The organism is Actinoplanes sp. CA-131856, assembly GCF_050956135.1.
GTDB lineage: Bacteria > Actinomycetota > Actinomycetes > Mycobacteriales > Micromonosporaceae > Actinoplanes.
In genome coordinates this window covers 3,593,135-3,611,045 of the sequence record NZ_CP191849.1, presented here as the reverse complement: position 1 = coordinate 3,611,045, position 17,911 = coordinate 3,593,135, and the positions used below count along the sequence as shown (strand labels likewise).

General features: G+C 70.2%; 20 protein-coding genes and 1 pseudogene. 9 read left to right on the top strand and 12 right to left on the bottom strand.

Annotated elements, in window-relative coordinates; genetic code table 11:
- The first annotated feature begins 65 nt into the window (after positions 1 to 65).
- Positions 66 to 1,634, top strand: coding sequence for a M28 family metallopeptidase (locus ACQP2X_RS16805; RefSeq protein ID WP_498697997.1), 1,569 nt, complete (start codon positions 66 to 68; stop codon positions 1,632 to 1,634).
- A gap of 15 nt (positions 1,635 to 1,649) precedes the next feature.
- On the opposite strand, the gene ACQP2X_RS16800 is transcribed toward ACQP2X_RS16805, so the two are convergent.
- From ACQP2X_RS16800 to ACQP2X_RS16785, 4 genes are read right to left on the bottom strand one after another with little or no spacing between them, the layout of a single operon-like run.
- Entirely contained in the window at positions 1,650 to 2,306 is a 657-nt protein-coding gene (locus ACQP2X_RS16800) for a gamma-glutamylcyclotransferase family protein (protein WP_498697995.1), read from the bottom strand.
- Positions 2,303 to 3,118, bottom strand: a complete 816-nt coding sequence (locus ACQP2X_RS16795) for a GNAT family N-acetyltransferase (RefSeq protein WP_498697993.1) — start codon at positions 3,116 to 3,118, stop codon at positions 2,303 to 2,305. Before ACQP2X_RS16795 ends, ACQP2X_RS16800 begins: the two co-directional genes overlap by 4 nt.
- A gap of 31 nt (positions 3,119 to 3,149) precedes the next feature.
- Positions 3,150 to 4,613, bottom strand: coding sequence for a gluconokinase (locus ACQP2X_RS16790; RefSeq protein ID WP_498697992.1), 1,464 nt, complete (start codon positions 4,611 to 4,613; stop codon positions 3,150 to 3,152).
- 39 nt (positions 4,614 to 4,652) lie between these two features.
- Complete coding sequence (locus ACQP2X_RS16785) at positions 4,653 to 4,883, bottom strand: hypothetical protein (protein WP_498697991.1); 231 nt, start codon at positions 4,881 to 4,883, stop codon at positions 4,653 to 4,655.
- Positions 4,884 to 4,911: 28 nt separating this feature from the next.
- Between ACQP2X_RS16785 and ACQP2X_RS16780 the strand changes: the two genes are divergently transcribed.
- Both ACQP2X_RS16780 and ACQP2X_RS16775 read left to right on the top strand, forming a co-directional pair.
- Positions 4,912 to 5,115: a hypothetical protein gene (locus ACQP2X_RS16780; protein WP_498697989.1), complete on the top strand. Its 204-nt coding sequence runs from the start codon at positions 4,912 to 4,914 to the stop codon at positions 5,113 to 5,115.
- A gap of 58 nt (positions 5,116 to 5,173) precedes the next feature.
- Positions 5,174 to 5,866: an SIMPL domain-containing protein gene (locus ACQP2X_RS16775; RefSeq protein WP_498697987.1), complete on the top strand. Its 693-nt coding sequence runs from the start codon at positions 5,174 to 5,176 to the stop codon at positions 5,864 to 5,866.
- 30 nt (positions 5,867 to 5,896) lie between these two features.
- On the opposite strand, the gene ACQP2X_RS16770 is transcribed toward ACQP2X_RS16775, so the two are convergent.
- The 8 genes and pseudogenes from ACQP2X_RS16770 to ACQP2X_RS16735 form a co-directional block, all read right to left on the bottom strand.
- Complete coding sequence (locus ACQP2X_RS16770; RefSeq protein WP_498697985.1) at positions 5,897 to 6,322, bottom strand: hypothetical protein; 426 nt, start codon at positions 6,320 to 6,322, stop codon at positions 5,897 to 5,899.
- Positions 6,319 to 7,281 (bottom strand): SMP-30/gluconolactonase/LRE family protein, encoded by a 963-nt coding sequence (locus ACQP2X_RS16765; protein ID WP_498697984.1) that lies wholly within the window; start codon positions 7,279 to 7,281, stop codon positions 6,319 to 6,321. The genes ACQP2X_RS16770 and ACQP2X_RS16765 overlap by 4 nt, the downstream gene beginning before the upstream one ends.
- Positions 7,281 to 7,964, bottom strand: a complete 684-nt coding sequence (locus ACQP2X_RS16760; protein WP_498697982.1) for a histidine phosphatase family protein — start codon at positions 7,962 to 7,964, stop codon at positions 7,281 to 7,283. Before ACQP2X_RS16760 ends, ACQP2X_RS16765 begins: the two co-directional genes overlap by 1 nt.
- A gap of 88 nt (positions 7,965 to 8,052) precedes the next feature.
- Positions 8,053 to 10,110 (bottom strand): tetratricopeptide repeat protein, encoded by a 2,058-nt coding sequence (locus tag ACQP2X_RS16755; RefSeq protein WP_498697979.1) that lies wholly within the window; start codon positions 10,108 to 10,110, stop codon positions 8,053 to 8,055.
- Positions 10,107 to 10,280, bottom strand: coding sequence for a hypothetical protein (locus ACQP2X_RS16750; protein WP_498697975.1), 174 nt, complete (start codon positions 10,278 to 10,280; stop codon positions 10,107 to 10,109). The genes ACQP2X_RS16755 and ACQP2X_RS16750 overlap by 4 nt, the downstream gene beginning before the upstream one ends.
- Positions 10,274 to 10,408 (bottom strand): hypothetical protein, encoded by a 135-nt coding sequence (locus tag ACQP2X_RS16745; protein WP_498697973.1) that lies wholly within the window; start codon positions 10,406 to 10,408, stop codon positions 10,274 to 10,276. Before ACQP2X_RS16745 ends, ACQP2X_RS16750 begins: the two co-directional genes overlap by 7 nt.
- A gap of 152 nt (positions 10,409 to 10,560) precedes the next feature.
- Positions 10,561 to 10,728 carry a 50S ribosomal protein L33 gene (gene rpmG / locus ACQP2X_RS16740; protein WP_498697971.1) on the bottom strand — a complete coding sequence of 56 codons (168 nt, stop codon included), beginning with the start codon at positions 10,726 to 10,728 and terminating at the stop codon, positions 10,561 to 10,563.
- Between the two features lie 41 nt (positions 10,729 to 10,769).
- Positions 10,770 to 10,856 (bottom strand): annotated as a pseudogene (locus tag ACQP2X_RS16735) (large ribosomal subunit protein bL28); the annotation flags it as partial.
- A gap of 106 nt (positions 10,857 to 10,962) precedes the next feature.
- Between ACQP2X_RS16735 and ACQP2X_RS16730 the strand changes: the two are divergent.
- The 6 genes from ACQP2X_RS16730 to ACQP2X_RS16705 all read left to right on the top strand — a co-directional run bounded on the left by ACQP2X_RS16730 (position 10,963) and on the right by ACQP2X_RS16705 (position 17,909).
- Positions 10,963 to 12,381 (top strand): choice-of-anchor M domain-containing protein, encoded by a 1,419-nt coding sequence (locus tag ACQP2X_RS16730; RefSeq protein WP_498697967.1) that lies wholly within the window; start codon positions 10,963 to 10,965, stop codon positions 12,379 to 12,381.
- A 53-nt stretch (positions 12,382 to 12,434) separates the two neighbouring features.
- On the top strand, positions 12,435 to 13,406 hold the full coding sequence (locus tag ACQP2X_RS16725; RefSeq protein ID WP_498697965.1) for a WxL protein peptidoglycan domain-containing protein: 972 nt from the start codon (positions 12,435 to 12,437) through the stop codon (positions 13,404 to 13,406).
- Entirely contained in the window at positions 13,403 to 14,932 is a 1,530-nt protein-coding gene (locus ACQP2X_RS16720; protein WP_498697964.1) for a TIGR03773 family transporter-associated surface protein, read from the top strand. The genes ACQP2X_RS16725 and ACQP2X_RS16720 overlap by 4 nt, the downstream gene beginning before the upstream one ends.
- A gap of 133 nt (positions 14,933 to 15,065) precedes the next feature.
- Complete coding sequence (locus ACQP2X_RS16715; protein ID WP_498697962.1) at positions 15,066 to 15,722, top strand: choice-of-anchor M domain-containing protein; 657 nt, start codon at positions 15,066 to 15,068, stop codon at positions 15,720 to 15,722.
- Positions 15,719 to 16,354, top strand: coding sequence for a choice-of-anchor M domain-containing protein (locus ACQP2X_RS16710; protein ID WP_498697960.1), 636 nt, complete (start codon positions 15,719 to 15,721; stop codon positions 16,352 to 16,354). Before ACQP2X_RS16715 ends, ACQP2X_RS16710 begins: the two co-directional genes overlap by 4 nt.
- 67 nt (positions 16,355 to 16,421) lie before the next feature.
- Complete coding sequence (locus ACQP2X_RS16705) at positions 16,422 to 17,909, top strand: anchored repeat ABC transporter, substrate-binding protein (protein WP_498697958.1); 1,488 nt, start codon at positions 16,422 to 16,424, stop codon at positions 17,907 to 17,909.
- Positions 17,910 to 17,911: the final 2 nt, after the last annotated feature.

Below are 17,911 nucleotides of genomic sequence, written 5' to 3'. Positions count from 1 at the left end.
GCTTCCGTACGGCACGTAGTCGATCTATGTTGCTGGATATTTGCCGTCATCGAAGGGAGTTCATCGTGCGAAGACGCCTCATCGGCGCGGCCGCCGTCGCCGTACTGCTGGGAAGTTTCGCCCTTTCCGCCCCCGCCCAGGCCGGGGGCAGCAGCATAAAGGACCTGCCCCGCGCGGTCACCCTGGCCGGAGTGCTGCGGCACCTCGTGGCCTTCCAGGCGATCGCCGACCGGAACGACGACACCCGCGCCTCGGGCACGCCCGGCTACGACCGCAGCGCCGACTATGTCTCCGCGCTGCTCAAGCGCGCCGGATACAAGATCACCCGGCAGCCGTTCGACTTCAACTACTGCACCGACGGCGCGTCCTCCTTCACGCAGAACGCGCCCACCGCCACCACCTACGTCGACCAGGAGGACTACGACGTCCTGGACTGCTCGGGCGGCGGCTCGGCGACCGGCGCCGTGGTCGGCGTCGACCTGCAGCTGACCACCCCGAACACCAGCACCTCGGGCTGTGAGGCGGCCGACTTCGTGGGTGTCGGCGGCAACATCGCTCTCGTGCAGCGGGGCGGCTGCTCGTTCGGCCAGAAGGCGGCCAACGCGGCCGCGGCCGGCGCGACCGCCGTCATCGTGATGAACCAGGGTGATTCGACCGCGCCGGACCGTCAGGACCTGTTCGCCGGCACGCTCGGCGCACCGGTCGGCATCCCGGCCATCTCGATCTCGTTCCCGCAGGGCGTGGCCTTCGCCGGCACGGCCGGGCTGAACGTCACCATCACGGTCGAGGCCGAGGCCGAGGTGCGGCCGACCAGCAACGTCATCGCCGAGTCCCGCTGGGGCGACCCGAACGAGGTCGTCATGTCCGGCGCCCACCTCGACTCCGTGCCCGCCGGCCCCGGCATCAACGACAACGGAACCGGCAGCGCCGCCATCCTGGAGACCGCGTTGCAGGCGGCGAAGCACAAGACGAAGAACAAGCTGCGGTTCGCGTTCTGGGGCGCCGAGGAGGCCAACCTGGTCGGCTCGACGTACTACGTGACCAACCTGCCGGCCGCCGAGCAGGCGAAGATCGCGCTCTACCTGAACTTCGACATGATCGGCTCGCCGAACTACACCTTCGGCGTCTACGACGGCGACGACTCGGCCGCCTCCGGCGCCGGCCCCGGCCCGGCCGGCTCGGCCCAGATCGAGGCCGTCTTCCAGAAGTTCTTCGCCAAGCGCGGTGAGGCCACGGCGGCGGCCGACTTCACCGGCCGTTCGGATTACGGCCCGTTCATCGCCACCGGCATCCCGGCCGGCGGTCTGTTCACCGGAGCCGAGGTCGAGAAGACCGAGGCCGACGTGGCCCTGTGGGGCGGTGTGGCCGGCGCGGCGTACGACCCCTGCTACCACCAGGCCTGCGACAGCTTCACGCCGGAGAAGGACGGCGCCGACAAGGCCCTCTACAAGCAGCTCCGCAAGAAGTACCACCTGCTCGGCAACGTCAACGCCTACGCCCTGGACGTGAACGCCGACGGTGTGGCCACCGCGGTGGCCACGTTCGCCCAGGACACGTCCGCGATCCCGCCCCGCCCGGCCGCCGCAGCCAAGGCGGCCGCGGCCCTTTCCGCTCACGGCACGCCCCTGAGCTGACCCACGATCTGCCGGTCAGGCCTCCCCGAGGCCTGACCGGCAGGACGGATCCACGCGAGAACCGGCGCTGCTGTACGGATCGGTCGCGCCGCCACTCTCATTCCGGCGGTCAAGGGCCAGAATCCGGTCTCGCGGCACCGGCAGATCCTCGCCGTTGAACTCATCCAGGAAGCCGTCATAGCTTTCCAGAGCCGCGACAACGCGCTCGAGGTACGCATCCCAGATGACCGCGGTCCGAGAAGCTATCCCTCTCTTCGCCGCCCTCGTCGCCGCGTCCTTCCCCACGTACACCCAGATGGTGCCGGGCCGCTGCTCATGCGGAATTCCGGGCGACCGCACGTCCGGCGTGACGTCAACTCGATCGTAGTTGCCCTCCCTCTCGTCGAGGTGGCGAAGTTGTTCCGCCGTGACGGGCACCAGAATTCCGGACACGCCGGCACTACTGTCCTGTTCGACGTTCAGGAACAGGACCTGGACCGGGAGTCGCTCACCTCCGGCCGGATCCAGATAGAACACCCGGTTCCCGGCGATGGTGTTGTCCGTGCACACTGTCCAGGTGCGAGCCCATCCCGTGAGGGAGGCCGGGAAGTATTCCTCGGGGCCACATAATGTCGCCAGCGTCGCCGGGTGCATCAACGAGCCGTACACGAAGACGGCGTCCTTGGCCTTCACCCTTGAGGACGCCGGAAGTCGGTGACGTCCGGGAGCTTCTGGAAACCGGCCGAGACGTACGTGGCGACGCCGCCGGTGTTGGCGGCCGGTGTGCACACTGTGGCGGTGGACGCGCCCATCTCCCGCAGGGCGGCGGCCGCCGCCACCGTGATGGCTCGGCCGTGCCCTCGGCCGCGGTGGTCCCGGTGGGCGCCCATCGGCTCGAGCAGGCCCGGGTTCCCCTTGCCGGCGGACCAGACCGTCACCGCGGCGACCGCGTTGTCCTCGCTGTCGTAGCCGACCAGGCAGCGGGCCTGTCGATAGGGCGGGGCGGCGGCCATCGCGTGCCAGCGGTCCACCGTGAACGTCGAATTGGGGAACGCCGCTCGCTGCACCGCAACCCGATCCTCGACCCGGTCCTCGCCGACCACCTCGACGCGCAGTCCGCAGTCTTCGACCGGCTCGGTCAGGTCTCGGGACAACGGGGTCCACGGCTCGTCGGGCGTCCAGCCGCTGCGCTGGAGGAGATCGCGGAGGGCGGCGCCGAAGCGGACCTCGACGGCCTTCACCGATGACAGATCGGCCAGGATCTGGGCGGCGAACGCCTCGTCGGCGGCGGCGCTCGGCGCGATGCCCATGCGGATCAGCTCGCCGTCGTCCTCCACCAGGCCGACCGCCGCGATCTCGCCGTCGCGGCTCCACACCCGGACGGCGGCGGCCAGCTCCCGCTCGCCGAAGCGCCAGTGCCACCCCAGGTCACCGGGATGAAGTTGGACCGGCCCGCCGGTCTGCTGCCAGCCCGCGAGTGCTTCGACGATCTCGCCCAGTTCCATCTTCCGACCAAACCACACCGCGCAACCGGTTTTAGCGGCGCACGAGAGCGTCGTACACCTCGGCGAACCGCTCGCGGCGCTCCGCGTAGTAATCCCCGTTGCGGGGCTCGTAGGTGGCGCCGACGGTTCGGGGCGCGCGGGGAACGTCCGGCGCCAGCACGTCCAGGGCGAGCAGTGCTGTGCCGCGCTGGGTGGCCCGGTGCCGGGTCACGTGGGTGACCGGGCGGCCCAGCACGTCGGCCAGGATCTGCAACCATTCGGGCTGGTCGTTGCTGACCCGGCCGGCCGCCGCGACCTCCACGACGCCCAGGGCGGCCGGGTGCAGCTCGCCGGCGACACGGGCGTACGTCATCGCCACGCCCTCGATGACGCCGCGGAACATGGCATCGGGGCCGGTGGCCGCGGAGACCCCGCCGAAGAGGGCGCGGGCGCCGCCGACCCAGCCCGGCGCCCGCTCGCCGGTCAGATAGGGCAGCACCAGCGGGGTGGCGTCGCTCGGCGGCGCGGTCAGCACGGCGCCGGCATCGTCGCCGAGGCGCAGCGTGCTCTGCGCCCAGCTGACGGCGCGGCCGACGTCGTTGATCGCCCCGCCGAGCAGCGTGCGCCGTGCGTCGACCCGGTAGTTCCACAAGCCGAACGGCAGCGGGTCGGCCGGCCCGTCGAGCAGCACCCGCAGCGCGCCGCTGGTGGCCGTGGCCGCGGTCATGACTGTGGAGTCGAGGGCGCCGGACCCGATGTTGCTGGCGAAGCCGTCAGTGATCACCGGGAACCACACGGCCCGGTCGAGGGCGGCCCAGCGCGACGAAGCCGCCAGCGGCTCGTCCCGCGAAAGAGAGAATTGCTGAGGTCGTACGCCCGCGGCCGTCAGCAGTTCGCCGTCGAGCTCGCCCGTGCGGCGGTCGAGCAGCCCCGTCCAGGCCATCGTGGACGTGCCCGCCAGCGGTTGCCCGATGAGCCGGGCCCACACGTACTCACCCAGCGACCACCAGCCCGCGGCCTCGGCGACGACCCGCGGCTGTGTCCCGGCCAGCCAGCGCAGGCGTGGCGCGTGGTAGCTGGTGTGCAACCGGGTGCCGGTGCGCTGCTGCACGGCGTGCTCGTCGAGCTCTTCCCGCATGGCCGCGACAGCCTCGGCGCTGCGCGAGTCGGCGTACGTCAGGCAGGGCGTCAGCGCGCGCCCAGCGGCGTCGACCGCGATCAGCGAAGCCGCGAAGGTGTCCATCGCGACGCCGGCGATCCGGCTGCCCAGCCGTGGATCCCCGGTCACCGCGTCGAGGACCTGCTCGACCTCCGCCGTCACCTGGTCGGGGTCGATGACCGAGGTGCCGTCCGGCGCCACCGTGAAGGCGTGCGGCACTTTGTGCTGGAGCCCGTGCACCCGCCTTCCCGACGCGTCGTGCACCCCGCCCCGGGTGGCCGTCGACCCGATGTCCAGCGCGACCACCAGGGGTTCAGCCGCCGCCTCGAGCGCGACGTCGTCATCGTTGCGGGTCATAGGAGGTTGCTTTACCCCCGGACCGGGGAACCAAGCCGCTCATTCACGAACACTGATCGCCGCGTCCAGGAGGGCACGGGCGGTCGCCCGGACCGTTTCGGCGGCCTGGGCGTGGTCGTAGCCGGCGATGTCGGTCAGCCAGACCAGGGTCTCGATGCCGGTGGCCGAGCGGATGGCCACCGCGAGCCGGTGGATGTCGACGTGCGGGTGGCTGTGGCGCAGCGGGGCCAGCGCCTCGGCGATCCAGCCGATCGCGCGGCCCTGCCGCACCCACCCTCATGAGCATCCGGACAGCGTCATGGTGACGCTGAGCACCTTCCAGCGGCGGGTCAGCGCCGGAGACCGTACAGCCGACGTCGATCTCACCGCCGGGCAGGCGCGATGGCTGGGCGCGCAGGAGCACGTCGGCGAGAACACCGGGGCGACACCGACGCACTGCGTCTTCGTCGAGTTGAAGGAGCCAGCGCCCGCGCCCGGGCCGGAGGTTCTCGGCCCCCACTGATGGTCGAGATGTGCGGGAATCGGCGCCGGGTGACCGTCCGGCCGCCTTCAATCGGGGTATGAATCGTTTCGCAGTCTCCTCCCTTGTCGTGATGGCCTCGCTCCTGCTGGGCGCGCCGGCAGCCGCCGCCGAGCGGGAGGGCGTGGTGGTCTCCGGCACCGGCGAGGTGTACGGCCGGCCCGATCTGCTCACCGCCGAGTTCGGGGTGGAGAGCAACGCCGCCACGGTCGACGCGGCCCTGGACACCGCCGGCACGGCGGCCACCCGGATGCGGGACGCCCTCGTCCGCGCGGGTCTCGGCACGGACGACCTTCAGACCTCGAACGCCACCATCAGCGCCCGGACGAACGACAAGCAGGAGATCACCGGCTACACCGTGAGCCAGGGGCTCTCCGCCAAGATCCGGGACCTGCCGAAGGCGGGAGCTCTCCTGTCGGCCGCCGTCGCCGCCGGCGGAAACGCGTCCCGGCTGAACGGCGTGTCGTTCTCCATCGAGGACGACGCCGCGCTGATGGCCGAGGCCCGCCGCAAGGCGTTCGCCGACGCCCGGGGGAAGGCCGAGCTCTACGCCGGGGCCGCCGGCCGCAAGCTCGGCCGGGTCGTCCAGGTGAGCGAGTCGGCCCCGAGCTGGGGCGGCGGCCCCATGGCGCAGGACAGCATGGCCGCCTCCGCCGCGCGCTTCGTCGTCGAGCCGGGCCGGCAGCGGCTGTCCGCGACCGTCACCGTGGAGTGGGCCTTCCAGAAAGCCTGAGACCTATCGAGGGGCCGGTCCGCGTCCGTGTCAGCGCTCCATGCGGCGGCGCCAACCGCTCACCCGCACCTCGACGTGCGGCGCGGACCGGCCCACCTCGTCGGCGAAGGCGACCAGCCCGTCGTCGGCGAGCACGCCCCACACCCGCCCGTCGCGGCGCACGACCCGGTTCCGGTTGGTGTGCTCGGGCCCGCCGATCTCGGCCAGCTCGCTCAGCGGGATCCGGTAGCGGGCCAGGGCCGCCCGCAGGATCAGCGCGTCGTCCGTGAGGTCCATCCGGTAGTTGAGCCGGACCGCGACGTACCACCAAGCAGCCGGAATGGCGATGAGCAGGAAGAGTGCCTCAGCCCACCAGGCTCCGGCGTCGACGAAGAGCGCGGCCACCGGCAGCGCGACCGTCGCCAGCAGCATCAGCGGGAACACCAGCAGGAAGCCCCGGGATCGATAGGTCCTCATGCATGGCTGGAACCCAGAACGGCCACATCGGACTCGGTCAGGCTGCCCAGCACCACAAGCCCGTCCCGCTCCGCCACCGAGGTGACGAAGCCGTACGACCCGTCGGCCGTCCGCAGATCGTGCACGAGCCGCCCGTCGAGCGTGAAGGCCATGACGGCGGCGACGGGAGCGGCTTTCGGTTGTACGGCTTGAGGGAGGTTCCAGACGAGCAGCCGCAGGAACCCGGGCAGCGGCAGCAGCCGGTCGAGCAGTGCGTTGCGGGGCGCGACGATGGCCACCCAGACCAGCCCGTCACTGCCCAGCCACATGTTGTCCGGAAAGCCGGGCAGGTTGCCGGCGAAGACCTCGGTCCGTCCCGACGGCCAGTGCCGCCGAATCCGATAGCCGGCGGTCTCGGCGACCAGCAGATGGGATTCGTCCGGAGCGAGCACGAGCCCGTTGGCGAACTTCAACCCGTCCAGCACCGTGGTGACGGTGCCGTCCGGATCGCGGCGCATCAGCCGCCCGGTGCAGGAATGCTCGAAGACATCGCCGAGATACTCGTCGAGACTCCACCGGGTCGTCGACGTCGTGAACCAGATCGTGCCGTCACCCGCCTCGACGACGTTGCTCGGAAAGGCGACATCGACCAGCCGTGTCACGGTCCCGTCCGCGCTCACTTCGAGCAGCCCTTTGTCGTGGTCGCAGACGAGGACACCACCATCGGCGCGGGGATGAAGCCCGAGCGGCCGCCCACCGGTCTCGGCCAGAACGACACGCTCCCCGGTGACCGGATCGATCCGGACGATGCGACCACCGGCCAGCCCGGCGACAACACGGCCCGCATGGTCGAAGACGACATCCTCGGGCCCCACGCCGCCGGTAGGCAGCCGCCGGGCAACAGTGAGCGCCGCCGTGGCCCCGTCGTCGACAAGCCGCGGCGGATCCCAGCGGCGGGGACGGATCAGCCGGCGGCCCATCAGCGGTAGGTGAGCAGTCGAGGATCGGATTCGAGGTGCGTGTGCTCGTTGTAGGTGGACATCCACAGCCCGGTACGCCCACTGACCAGTTTGGTGACCCCGGTGTTCACGACCACCCGGTTGAGCGCCGTCCAGAGGGTGGCCAGGGTGACCGGATCGACCTGGGCCCCCGCGGTGAGCAGGGCGGCAACTAGAGCGATGGGCCCACCCGAGCTGACCACGACAACCTCGCGGTGCTCCCCCAGCACGTCACGTGCTCGCTCGATCGCCCCAGCGACCCGCTCCCGGAAGGAGGGAAACGACTCGTCGTATTCGCCGTCGTACTTCCCCGAGCACCAGCGGCCGGTGGCCGCCTCGAAGAGCTCCTGAAAGGCCCGAGCCGACCCGAGATGCTCCCGATAGTCGGGCTGATGAAGCTCGACGACCCGCTGAAAGTCGAACTCGTCCCACCCGGCGTCGACGCTGACGGGCACCTCACCGCCGCCCAGCCCATCGAGAAGCCCCGCCACCGTCTGCTCATGACGCCGGAGCGTCCCGCTCAGCACCAGGCTGGGCCGGATCGAGCGCTCGGCCAGGTTCTTCCCGAGCACCCGCGCCTGCTCGCCACCGCGCTCGGACAGCGCGTCGTAGTCATCGGCTCCGAACGATGCCTGTCCATGCCGTACCAGCAGAAGCCTCGCCACACTCGCCTCCCGGCCACCGGCACACAACGTCCCGGGATCGTAACCCGGATCGCCGCCGACCGGCCTCAGTATGATCGAAGTAGATAAATCAGCCGGAGTTTTTCCACGTACGAAGGGTACGGACAGCTCCCGCCGTGTCCGGGTGGTCAGGGCCGAGGATCCGCTCGCTGGCAGCCAGGCAACGCTCCAGCAACGCGATGGCAGCAGCGGTGCGACCATCCTGCTGATAGGAGGCGGCCAGATTGGCCTGCGCGTTCAAAGTCTGCGGGTTTTCGGGTCCGAGGATGCGCTCAAGATCGTCGACCACCTGCTCTCCGATCACGATGGCATCCGCCGTTCGACCGGCCTGTCGGTAGGTGGAGGCGAGGTTGCACCGCACGGCCAAAGTATGCGGGTGTTCGGAGCCGAGAATCCGCTCGCTGTCGACGGCAAGCAACTCCTCGATCGCGATGGCCTCGCCCGTACGGCCGGCCTGCCAATACGAGGCAGCGAGGTTGCCCCGAGAGATCAAGGTGTCCGGGTGCTCGGGACCGAGAATCCGCTCGCTGTCGACGGCAAGCAACTCCTCGATCGCGATGGCCTCGCCGGTACGGCCGGCCTGCCGATAGCTGACGGCGAGGTTGCCGAGCGCCGTCAGCGTGTGTGGATGCTCAGGACCGAGAATCTGCCCACTGTCGACGGCTACCCGTTCCCCCACCGCGATGGCGTCCTCGGTGCGACCGGCCTGCCGATAGCAGACGGCTAGGTTGCCGCGCGAGATCAAAGCGTTCAGGTGCCCAGGACCGAGGATCCGCAGGGTGTCGGCACCCACTCGCTCGAAAGCCGCTACAGCGGCGGCATAGTTACCTTGATACTGCTGATAGGTGGCATTCCGATCCAGTAGGTAGAGAAAAGCCACTGAAGCGTGGTCGTGCGGCAGCCGGTCGGACAGCGCCTCGACGTGGGGCAGCAGAGCCGCCCACAGGGGGAACCCGGCCACGTTGGTACCCGGATCGGACGGCACCGCGTCCACAAGCAACTTGATCGCCATGTCGCGAGCGTCGCCGTCATTGCCGGCTGTAACGGCTCGGCTGCGAGTGACGGCTTGAACGAGGCGATGAACGGTGACCGCTCCCGAGCGCCAACCGATCATCGAATAGGACGCCAGTGCGGCCAGGGCATCCCCCATATCTCGGGGATTGCCGGTCAATGGCTGGAGAACGACCTCGGGAAGCGGGTCGGCGCCAAGCCACGCCAGCACCTCCAGAACGTCGACCGCGAGCGAGCTCCGATCGGCTATGGCCGCCATGGTTACGGTCCAGACCGCCGCGACCGTGCGCTGACCAGCGTCGTCGGGGGCGCGGGCGGCGCGGTCGAACTCCTCGACCAGAAGTTGTGCGTAGTCGTCGTAGGTCATGCCATCGTGCTGGCCGATGTAAGCCGCCGCCTGTTGCAGCCCCAGCGGCAGATCGCCCAATCGATCAGCCAGCTGGTCCGCGCCGCCGGGGTCCTCCAGACCGGTCAACTCATTCAGCAGTTGGACGCTCGCGGAACGGTCGAGGACCTCCAGCCGCAGCGGCCGCAACCCGAGCCGGCGCCATTGCACATCACCGAAATGACGACGCGTGGTCACCAGGACGTGGCCGCGCCCGGCCAAAGGGCCGAGCAGGTCGTCGATGTCGGCGACGACTTCCACGTTGTCGAGGATCAGCAGCCAGCCGGTGTTGGCCTGTAGCCAGCCCAGCGCCCACGCCTGTGCATCGGCCAGGGTCGCCACCGGATGCAGCCGGGCGGTCAACGCAGCCAGCCCCAGCCCGACCGCCTGCCGGTTATCGGCAGTGATCCACCACATCAGCCGGTAACGGTCGGCGTACGCACGAGCGTACTGGTTGGCCAGTTCGCTCTTGCCGATCCCACCCAGGCCGTACACCGCCGCCTGACCGAGCACCACGCCACCCTCCCCGCGGAGCAGGTGGTCGAGCGCGGCGGTGTCACGTCCCTCGAACACCGCCGACGCGGGCGGCAGATTGTGCACGACCGCGCCGTTGCCGGTCGCCTGAGGGACAGGCAGCGTCGACGCGTCGACGCCGATGTTGTGCTGGGTGTTGTGGTCGCCGATCTGGAATCCGCTGCTACCGGACACCCGGGCGACCGGATCCGGGCTCATGTCGCCGACGGCGGGGACAGCAGATTGGTCTGGGTGTTGTGCGAGCCGATCTGGAAACCGCTACCGCCGATGACCGACACCTGGTACCGGTCACCGGCGGGGTTGGCCTGCTCCACCATCACCAGCAGGTCGTCGGCGAGCTGGGGATCTGCGGTGAGCGCCTTCAGCACCTGCGCACCGCCTCCGCGCCGCCGTCGACCGCAGCGTCCGTGGCCCGCTGAACCACCGCACCGCCGTACGCCGCGACAGCCGCCGACAGGTACGGGACCACCGCCCCCGACAACTCACCAAGATCCATCAAAGGTCACCATTCCACCGGCTCACGCTGCCACCGCAGGTATAGCAATCTGCGGCAACAGACCCACTCCCCCGGATGGATGAAAGACCTTCTCCAGCCCACCCTGACCGAGGCGGCGTCGCTGAGAGCACGGCCCGATGAATCACAACCGGTCAGCGGTCCTCCCGGAAGTCCACGTGGCGGCGGGCTATCGGGTCGTATTTGCGCAGGACCAAGCGGTCGGGGTCGTTTCGGCGGTTCTTGCGCGTCACGTACGTGTAGCCCGTGCCCGCCGTGCTTCGCAGCTTGATGACCGGGCGTACGTCATTGCTCTTTGCCATCAGATCTTGACCCCTTGCACGCGCAACCGGGCCGCCAGTCGGAAGCGGTGGCGGGTTCGGCGGTGGGAGTGGGACACGGCATTGCCGAAGCTGGGCTTGGCGCCGGTCACGTCGCGGATGAAGAACATGGCGAGCACCATACAATGAAAACCGTTTTCAATAATAACCCACGCCATGTTACGGTCCCCACTCGAAAACGAGAGTCGTTTTCATCATGAGTGAGGGAGACGATGCGTGAAGAGATGGGTCGTGGGCGCGGTCGCGGCCGCCGTGATCCTGAGCGGCACGCCGGCGCTGGCCGCCGAGAAGGTGGTGCTGTCCAAAGGGCACACCGACGCCGTCGACGTGCACTACGAGGGCGGCGCTCTGAAGCTGAAGGTCAAGGACGACACGGTCAGCCCGTCGGTGGTGCGCGACCCGGCCGACGTCACGTTCCAGGTGCTGCCCGCGGCCGAGACGACGGTGCCCGATCTGCCGTCGTTCTCGTTCCTGGGCGCGCCCGGCAGCAAGATCTGGATGCTGCCGCAGGTGCAGGACCCGGATCTGCTGTGGCCGGGCTGGAACACCACCGAGCTCGACTCCGGCGTCTTCGCCGGTGACAAGGTCACCCTCAGCCTGGTCGGCGCGGACGGCCCGGGCGACGTCACCCTGTTCGACACGACCTCACTGGGCGTGCCGAACATCAAGTTCCGCAGCGCCGACGGCCTGCCCGACCGGCTCGACGTCCCCGTGCACACCCACGCGCACGCCGGTTGGGTGTTCTCCCGGCCCGGCGCGTACACCCTCCGGTTCCAGGCCGACGCCACCCTGACCAACGGCTCGACGGTGAGCACCGGCCCCGTCGACTACCGGTTCCAGGTCGGCGAGGCACCGGGCGGCGAACTGACCGTCACCGGCATGGCCGACGAATACCAGCCGGGTGACACCGTCACCCTGCAAGCCGTACAGACCCCGCAGGGACCGTTGACCCGCTACCAGTGGTTCGGCAAGAAGCCCGGGGCCGCCGACTTCACCCCGATCGAGGGGGAAACCGGTGCCTCGTACAGCTTCACCGCCACCCGGGCCCTGAACGGCACCGACTACCGCGTGGCACTCGACGGCGGCCCGGCCAGCGAACCGGTCACCCTCTGGGTCGCTTTCCCGCCGGAGGGCAGCAGCGCCGCCAAGTCGGTGACCGCGACCATCAGCGCCACCGAGGGCGCCCTCGTGATCAGCGTCGATCCCGGGGACCGGGCCGTCACCCTGCCGGCCGCCACGCTGTCCGCGTCCGGCGACCGGTGGGAGTCGGCCGGCGCCCTGCGGCCGGTGACGGTCACCGACACGCGCCAGGCCAGGCCCGGCTGGACCGCGTCGGGCCAGGTCGCCGACGGCTTCCGCGGCGCCGACGGCAAGACCTTCGCGGGTGGATATCTGGGCTGGACGCCCACCGTCACGCGGCAGGGCGGACAGCAGGGTGTGATCGCCGGGCCGGTCGCCACGCCGTACGTCTCCGGTCAGCCCAGCACCGGCCTGGGTGACAGCGCCGTCCTGGCCTCGGCCGCCGCCGGCAAGGGTCTCGGCACCGCCGAGCTCGACGCCGCGCTGAAGCTGAGCGTTCCCACCGACACCGCGGCCGGCACCTACACCGGCACGCTCACCCTGACCGCCATCTGACGACGTCGCGGGGCGGCCTCCTGCCTCCGGGCCGCCCCGCCGGAGAGACCTTCATGCGTATCGCCGCGGTCCTGACCCTGACGGCCGTCCTGGCCCATCCCACGCCCGCCCACGCCGAATCCCTCACCTGGTCCGTCTCGCCGTCCGGCCCCAAGGCCCCCAACGGCCGCACGGCCCTGGACTACAAATTGGACCCCGGCGCCACCCTCACCGACCACATAGCGGTCACCAACCATTCCCAAAGGCCTTTGACCCTTCGGTTGTACGCCAGCGACGCCTTCACGACCGCGGGCGGCGGTTTCGACCTGCTGGCAGGCGGCGCCACCCCGAAGGACACCGGCCGCTGGATCAAGCTGGGCCGCACCACGGTCACCCTGCCCGGCTCCTCGCGAGTCATAGTCCCGCTGACCCTGACCGTCCCCGCGAACGCCACCCCCGGCGACCACGCGGGCGGCATAGTCGCCTCTTTGACCGAGGGCACCGACGGCCAGTTCACTGTGGACCATCGAGTGGGCACTCGCGTCTACCTCCGGGTAACCGGCCCGCTGCGCCCTTCGCAGACCATCACCGACGTACGCCTGGACGCCCACCCCACCTGGAACCCGTTCACCCTTCCCGGCCTGACGGCGACCTTCACCATCGAGAACACCGGCAACGTACGTCTGAAAGCGCACCCGGCCGCGAAGGCAAGCGGCCCCTTCGGCTTGGGCACGACGACCGCGACCGCCCCACCGATACCCGAGATCCTGCCCGGCGGCGCGATAAGAACCTCGATCCGCCTCGACGCGGTGCCACCGCTGTTCCGCGACCAGATCCTCCTGTCGACCCCGGAGACGCAGTCCCGCCACACGCTCTGGCTGATCCCGTGGCCGCAGGTGGCTTTGCTCGCGGTAGCCGCCGCCCTGCTGTCCGTCTGGCTGTTCACCCGCCGGCGCCGCCGCTCCCGCATCGCCGCCGCCATTGCCGCCGCCGAGCAGCGAGGCCGGGACCAGGCTTCGACCCCGCCAACGAAAGGACAGTCATGAAGCGGCTGCGCACCACCGCCGTAACGGTAGCGGCCTCTTTCGCCGCGCTGAGCCCGTCACCGGCGTCGGCCGGCTCCCCGCCCCCGAACGTCGACGGCGCCGACCTGGTGGCCCTGTCCTTGCGATCCGGCACCTTGCACCTGACCTACCGCAACGCGCCCGATCCAGCCTCCGGCCGCGCCGCCGATCCGGCCGGGTTGCGATTCACCGCCGAGCAGGGGCCGGTGGGCGTGGTGCCGGCCGACCCGGCGTTCGCTTTCCTGGGCCGCCCGGGAGCCCCGGTGTGGGCGCTGCGCGACGACAGTTCCCGCTTCCCCGCGTTCGACACAACCGAAGTCGATCCCCGTGCGGTGACGGGCGGCGCGACAACCCTCACCCTTGCCACGATGGAGGGCCCCGGAGCCTTCGCCGCATACACCCTGACACCGTGGGGCCGGCCCACCCTCTTGCTGGACAGTGATGGCCCCACCAGCACTCGACTCCCGGCCGGCCACCGCACCGGGGGCGTGGTGTGGGCCTTCAGCGCTCCCGGGGACTACCGGGTGACGTTGCGAGCCGAGGCCCGAACCACTTCAGGACCAGCCCAGGCCGAAAAGACCTACGCCATCACGGTTCCCGGCCCACCCACCCGTTCCGCACCAGGCCTCGGCTCGTCGGACCCTGAAGCCGGCCTTCCGCATCGCGCGGCGGCGGCTGCGCCCGGTACCGCCGGGAAGAGCACCGCCAGCGCCTCGCGGAAAGTCATCTCTGACGGGCATGTCGATATGGGGCCGCAGCTCAGCGGGGGTGCGCTGACGATCCGGCTCAAGGACGACTCGACCACTCCCCCGGTCTGGCGGAACCTGGCCGATGTTGTTCTCCGGGCAACCGACAAGGCGCGGATCGCCGTTCCGGCCGGGGCCGGTTACGCGTTTCTCGGGAAGGCCGGCGAACAGGTCTACCTTCTGCCGCAGTCGCAGCAGTCCGGCATCGTCTGGCCGGGATGGAACACCCAGCATGAGTCCGTGGTCGACGGCACCCGCGGCAATGTCACCTGGAAGCTGCGCGCTGTCGACGGACCGGGGGACTTCAAGCTTTTTCTCACCGGCTCCTTCGGCACTCCTGACGTCATCTTCGACTCCGCCGAACGGCTCCCCCAACAGCTCGGCATCGCTCCCAACACGCACGCCCACGGCAACTGGGCCTTCACGAAGGCCGGGCTCTACCGCCTGACGGTCGACATGACGGCCACCACGACCGGCGGCAAGACCGTCTCCGACACCAGGACACTGACCATCGCGGTCGGCGACGCCACCGAAACCGGCACCGGAACCAGCGGTGAGGGCCCGGGAAACGGCGAGGTGGCCGGAAACGGGGACGGGACGGGTAACGGAAGCGGCGCCGGCGAAGGCACGGCCGGCGGCGGCAACCTCGCCAAGACCGGCGCGAACATCGTCAGCGTCGCCGGTGGCGGCGTCCTGCTTCTGGCGGCGGGAGCGGCAGCCCTCGTCCTCGCCCGGCGCCGCCACCCTTCCCGCTCGAGCTGAGGCACGAGAACCGGGCCGGCACGGCACAAAGCCCTCGAAGTCCACACCCGGCTCTTCCTAATGAAAATGAAAACCATTAAGGTTTGTATCGATCCGGCCGACAACGAGCCGGGCTCAATCCGAGGAGACTCACTTGCGTAGATCGCTTCGCCTGCTTGTCGGTGGTGGTGCGCTCGCCACCGCTCTGCTGGGCACCGCCGTGCCGGCTCAGGCCTTCTCCACCCCGGTTGTCATCAGCGCCGGGCACGTCGATGTCGTCGACGTCGCCTACGAGGACGGTGCGCTCGAGCTCGGCCTCCACGACGAAAGCGTCGAACCCGATGTCGAGCGCGACCCCGACGACGTCGTGCTGTTCGTCAAGCGGGCCGCCAGGACCACCGTCCCGGACGATCCCACGTTCTCCTTCCTGGGTGCCGCGGGATCCAAGGTCTGGGTTCTTCCCGAGATCCAGAACGAGGATCTGCTCTGGCCCGGGCTCTCGGCCGAGGAGATCGAGGCCGGCGTCTTCACGGGTGACGCGGTCACGGCCAAGGTCGAGAAGGTCACCGGGCCCGGCCGCCTGGCCGTCTGGACCGAGGACGCGGTCGGCACCCCTCACGTGCTCGTGAACAGCGGGGACGGACTGCCCGACGCCGTCAGCCTGGCCGCCGGGGCGCACCAGCACGCCAGCTGGGGATTCCAGAAGGCCGGTGTCTACCTCATCAAGGTGCGGGCCACGGCCACGCTGGCTGCCACAGGGGCCACCGTCACGTCGGATCCGGCCGTCTACAAGGTGGTGGTGCAGCCGTGAGGGCGGCCGCCGCGCTGCTGACCGTGGTCGCCGTCGTCGGGCTGGCCTCGGCGCCGGCCAGCGCCGCCACGGTGACGCTCACCAGCGGGCACGTCGACGTTCTGGACGTCGACTTCGCCTCCGGCGGGCTCCAGCTGACCGTCAACGACGGCACCGGAGGCGCCGACATCGAGCGTGACCCGGCCGACGTCGTCCTCCAGGTTCCGGCGGCGGCCAAGGTCACCGTTCCCAGCGGGAGCGGCTGGTCGTTCCTCGGGGCGCCGGGCGCCACCGCCTGGGTGCTGCCGCAGGCGAGCACGGCCGGGCTGCTGTGGGCCGGCTGGAACACCCTCGAGATCCCGAGCGGGGTGCTTCAGGGCAACTCCGTCACGGTCAAGCTCAGCAGCGTCACCGGTCCCGGCGCGGTGAGCGTCTACACCGTCTCGGCCGGCACGCCGGCCAAGCTGTACGACTCGGGCGACGGCCTGCCCGACTCGAGGACCGTGGCGCGCAACGTGCACGCCCACGCCAACTGGGGCTTCACCCAGGCGGGAACCTACACGGTCACCTTCGAGGTGACCGGCCGCCTCGCCACCACGGGCGCCACCGTCTCCACCGGCGCGAAGGCGTTCACCTTCACCGTCCTGCCGTAACAACGAGCGTGGGTCCGCTCCACCGGAATTGGAGCGGGCCCACCACTTCACCGTACGGGAATGCCTGATGAGACGCCCGATCGCCGCCCTCGCCCTGCTGGCCGCCCTCAGCGGCTGCACACCACCGCCCGCCCTCAGCGACGCCGACGGCCGGGTCCAGGTCGTCACCACCACCGGCATCCTCGCCGACCTCGTTCGCCACGTCGGCGGCGGGCGCGTGCGGGTCGACTCGATCGTGCCGGACAACGCCGACGCCCACGCGTACGAGCCCACCCTGCGCGACGTGCGCAACGTCGTCTACGCCGACCTCGCGTTCAGCAACTACCTGCTGCTGGAGGCGCAGAACGTCATCAAGACCCTCGACGCCAACCTGCCCGGCGGCGTCGAGCAGATCTCACTGGCCGAGGGCGCCACCAAGTACGCCGCCGAAATCATCCCGCTCGTCGAGGACGTCTCGCTCGACACCGTCTGGCTGGGGCTGCGCGTCGCCGGCGACGGCGCCCGGTTCGGGGCCGACCGCACCTCGGACATCCGGCTCTCCGCGACCGGCGTCGACGGGCCGGGCCGGCTCACCGCCTATCTGACCGAGTCGTTCGGCCACCCGGACATATTCATAGAGCCCGGTGAGGGCGGCGGAACCGTGGTCCTCCCACCGGACGCGCACATGCACATGAGCTGGGCCTTCACCGAGCCCGGCGTCTACCACCTCACGGTGCGGGCCCAGCTCGGACTCGGCAAGCCGACGGGCGAGCAGACCATCACCTTCGCCGTCGGGGTCGACCCGCACACCGTGCCCGGCATGACCGGCGCGACCATCCTGCGCGACGGGCACACCGACATCACCGCCGACATCGACAGCGGCGAGATCTACCTGCTGAGCGACGACAAGCGGCTCGATCCGGCCCGCACGGTCATCGAGGTTCCCACCAAGGCCCTGCGGGAGGTCCCGGCCGGGCCGGGCATGCGCTTCCTGGGCCGGCCGGGCACCCGGATCTACCAGCTCCCGCAGGCCGTTCTCGGGCGCCACGTGCACGGCGAGATCGACCCTCACCTGTGGCAGGACGTGGGCAACGCCCAGGCGTACGCCGAATTGATCCGCGACAGTCTCATCGCGGCCGACCCCGCCGGCACGGCCGAATATCGGGCCAACACCGACCGCTATCTGCGCGAGCTGACCGAGCTCGACGACTATGTGCGCGACCGGATCGCCTCGATACCCGAGCCGCGCCGGTACCTGGTGACGACACATGACGCGTTCGGGTACCTCGCGAAGGCGTACGGCATCGTGGTCGCCGGTTTTGTGACCCCGAACCCGGCCGTGGAACCAAGTCTGGCCGACCGGCGCCGCCTCACCGAGACGTTGCGGCAGCTGCGGGTGCGGGCCGTCTTCCTGGAACCGAACCTGCGCGCGCGGTCCTCGACGCTGGTCGAGGTGGCCCGGCAGGAGCGGGTGCGCGTCTGCGACATCTACGGCGACGCCTTCGACGACCGCGTGACCAGCTACGTGGCGATGATGCGCTTCAACGCCGACTCCCTTCACCGCTGCCTGACCTGAGG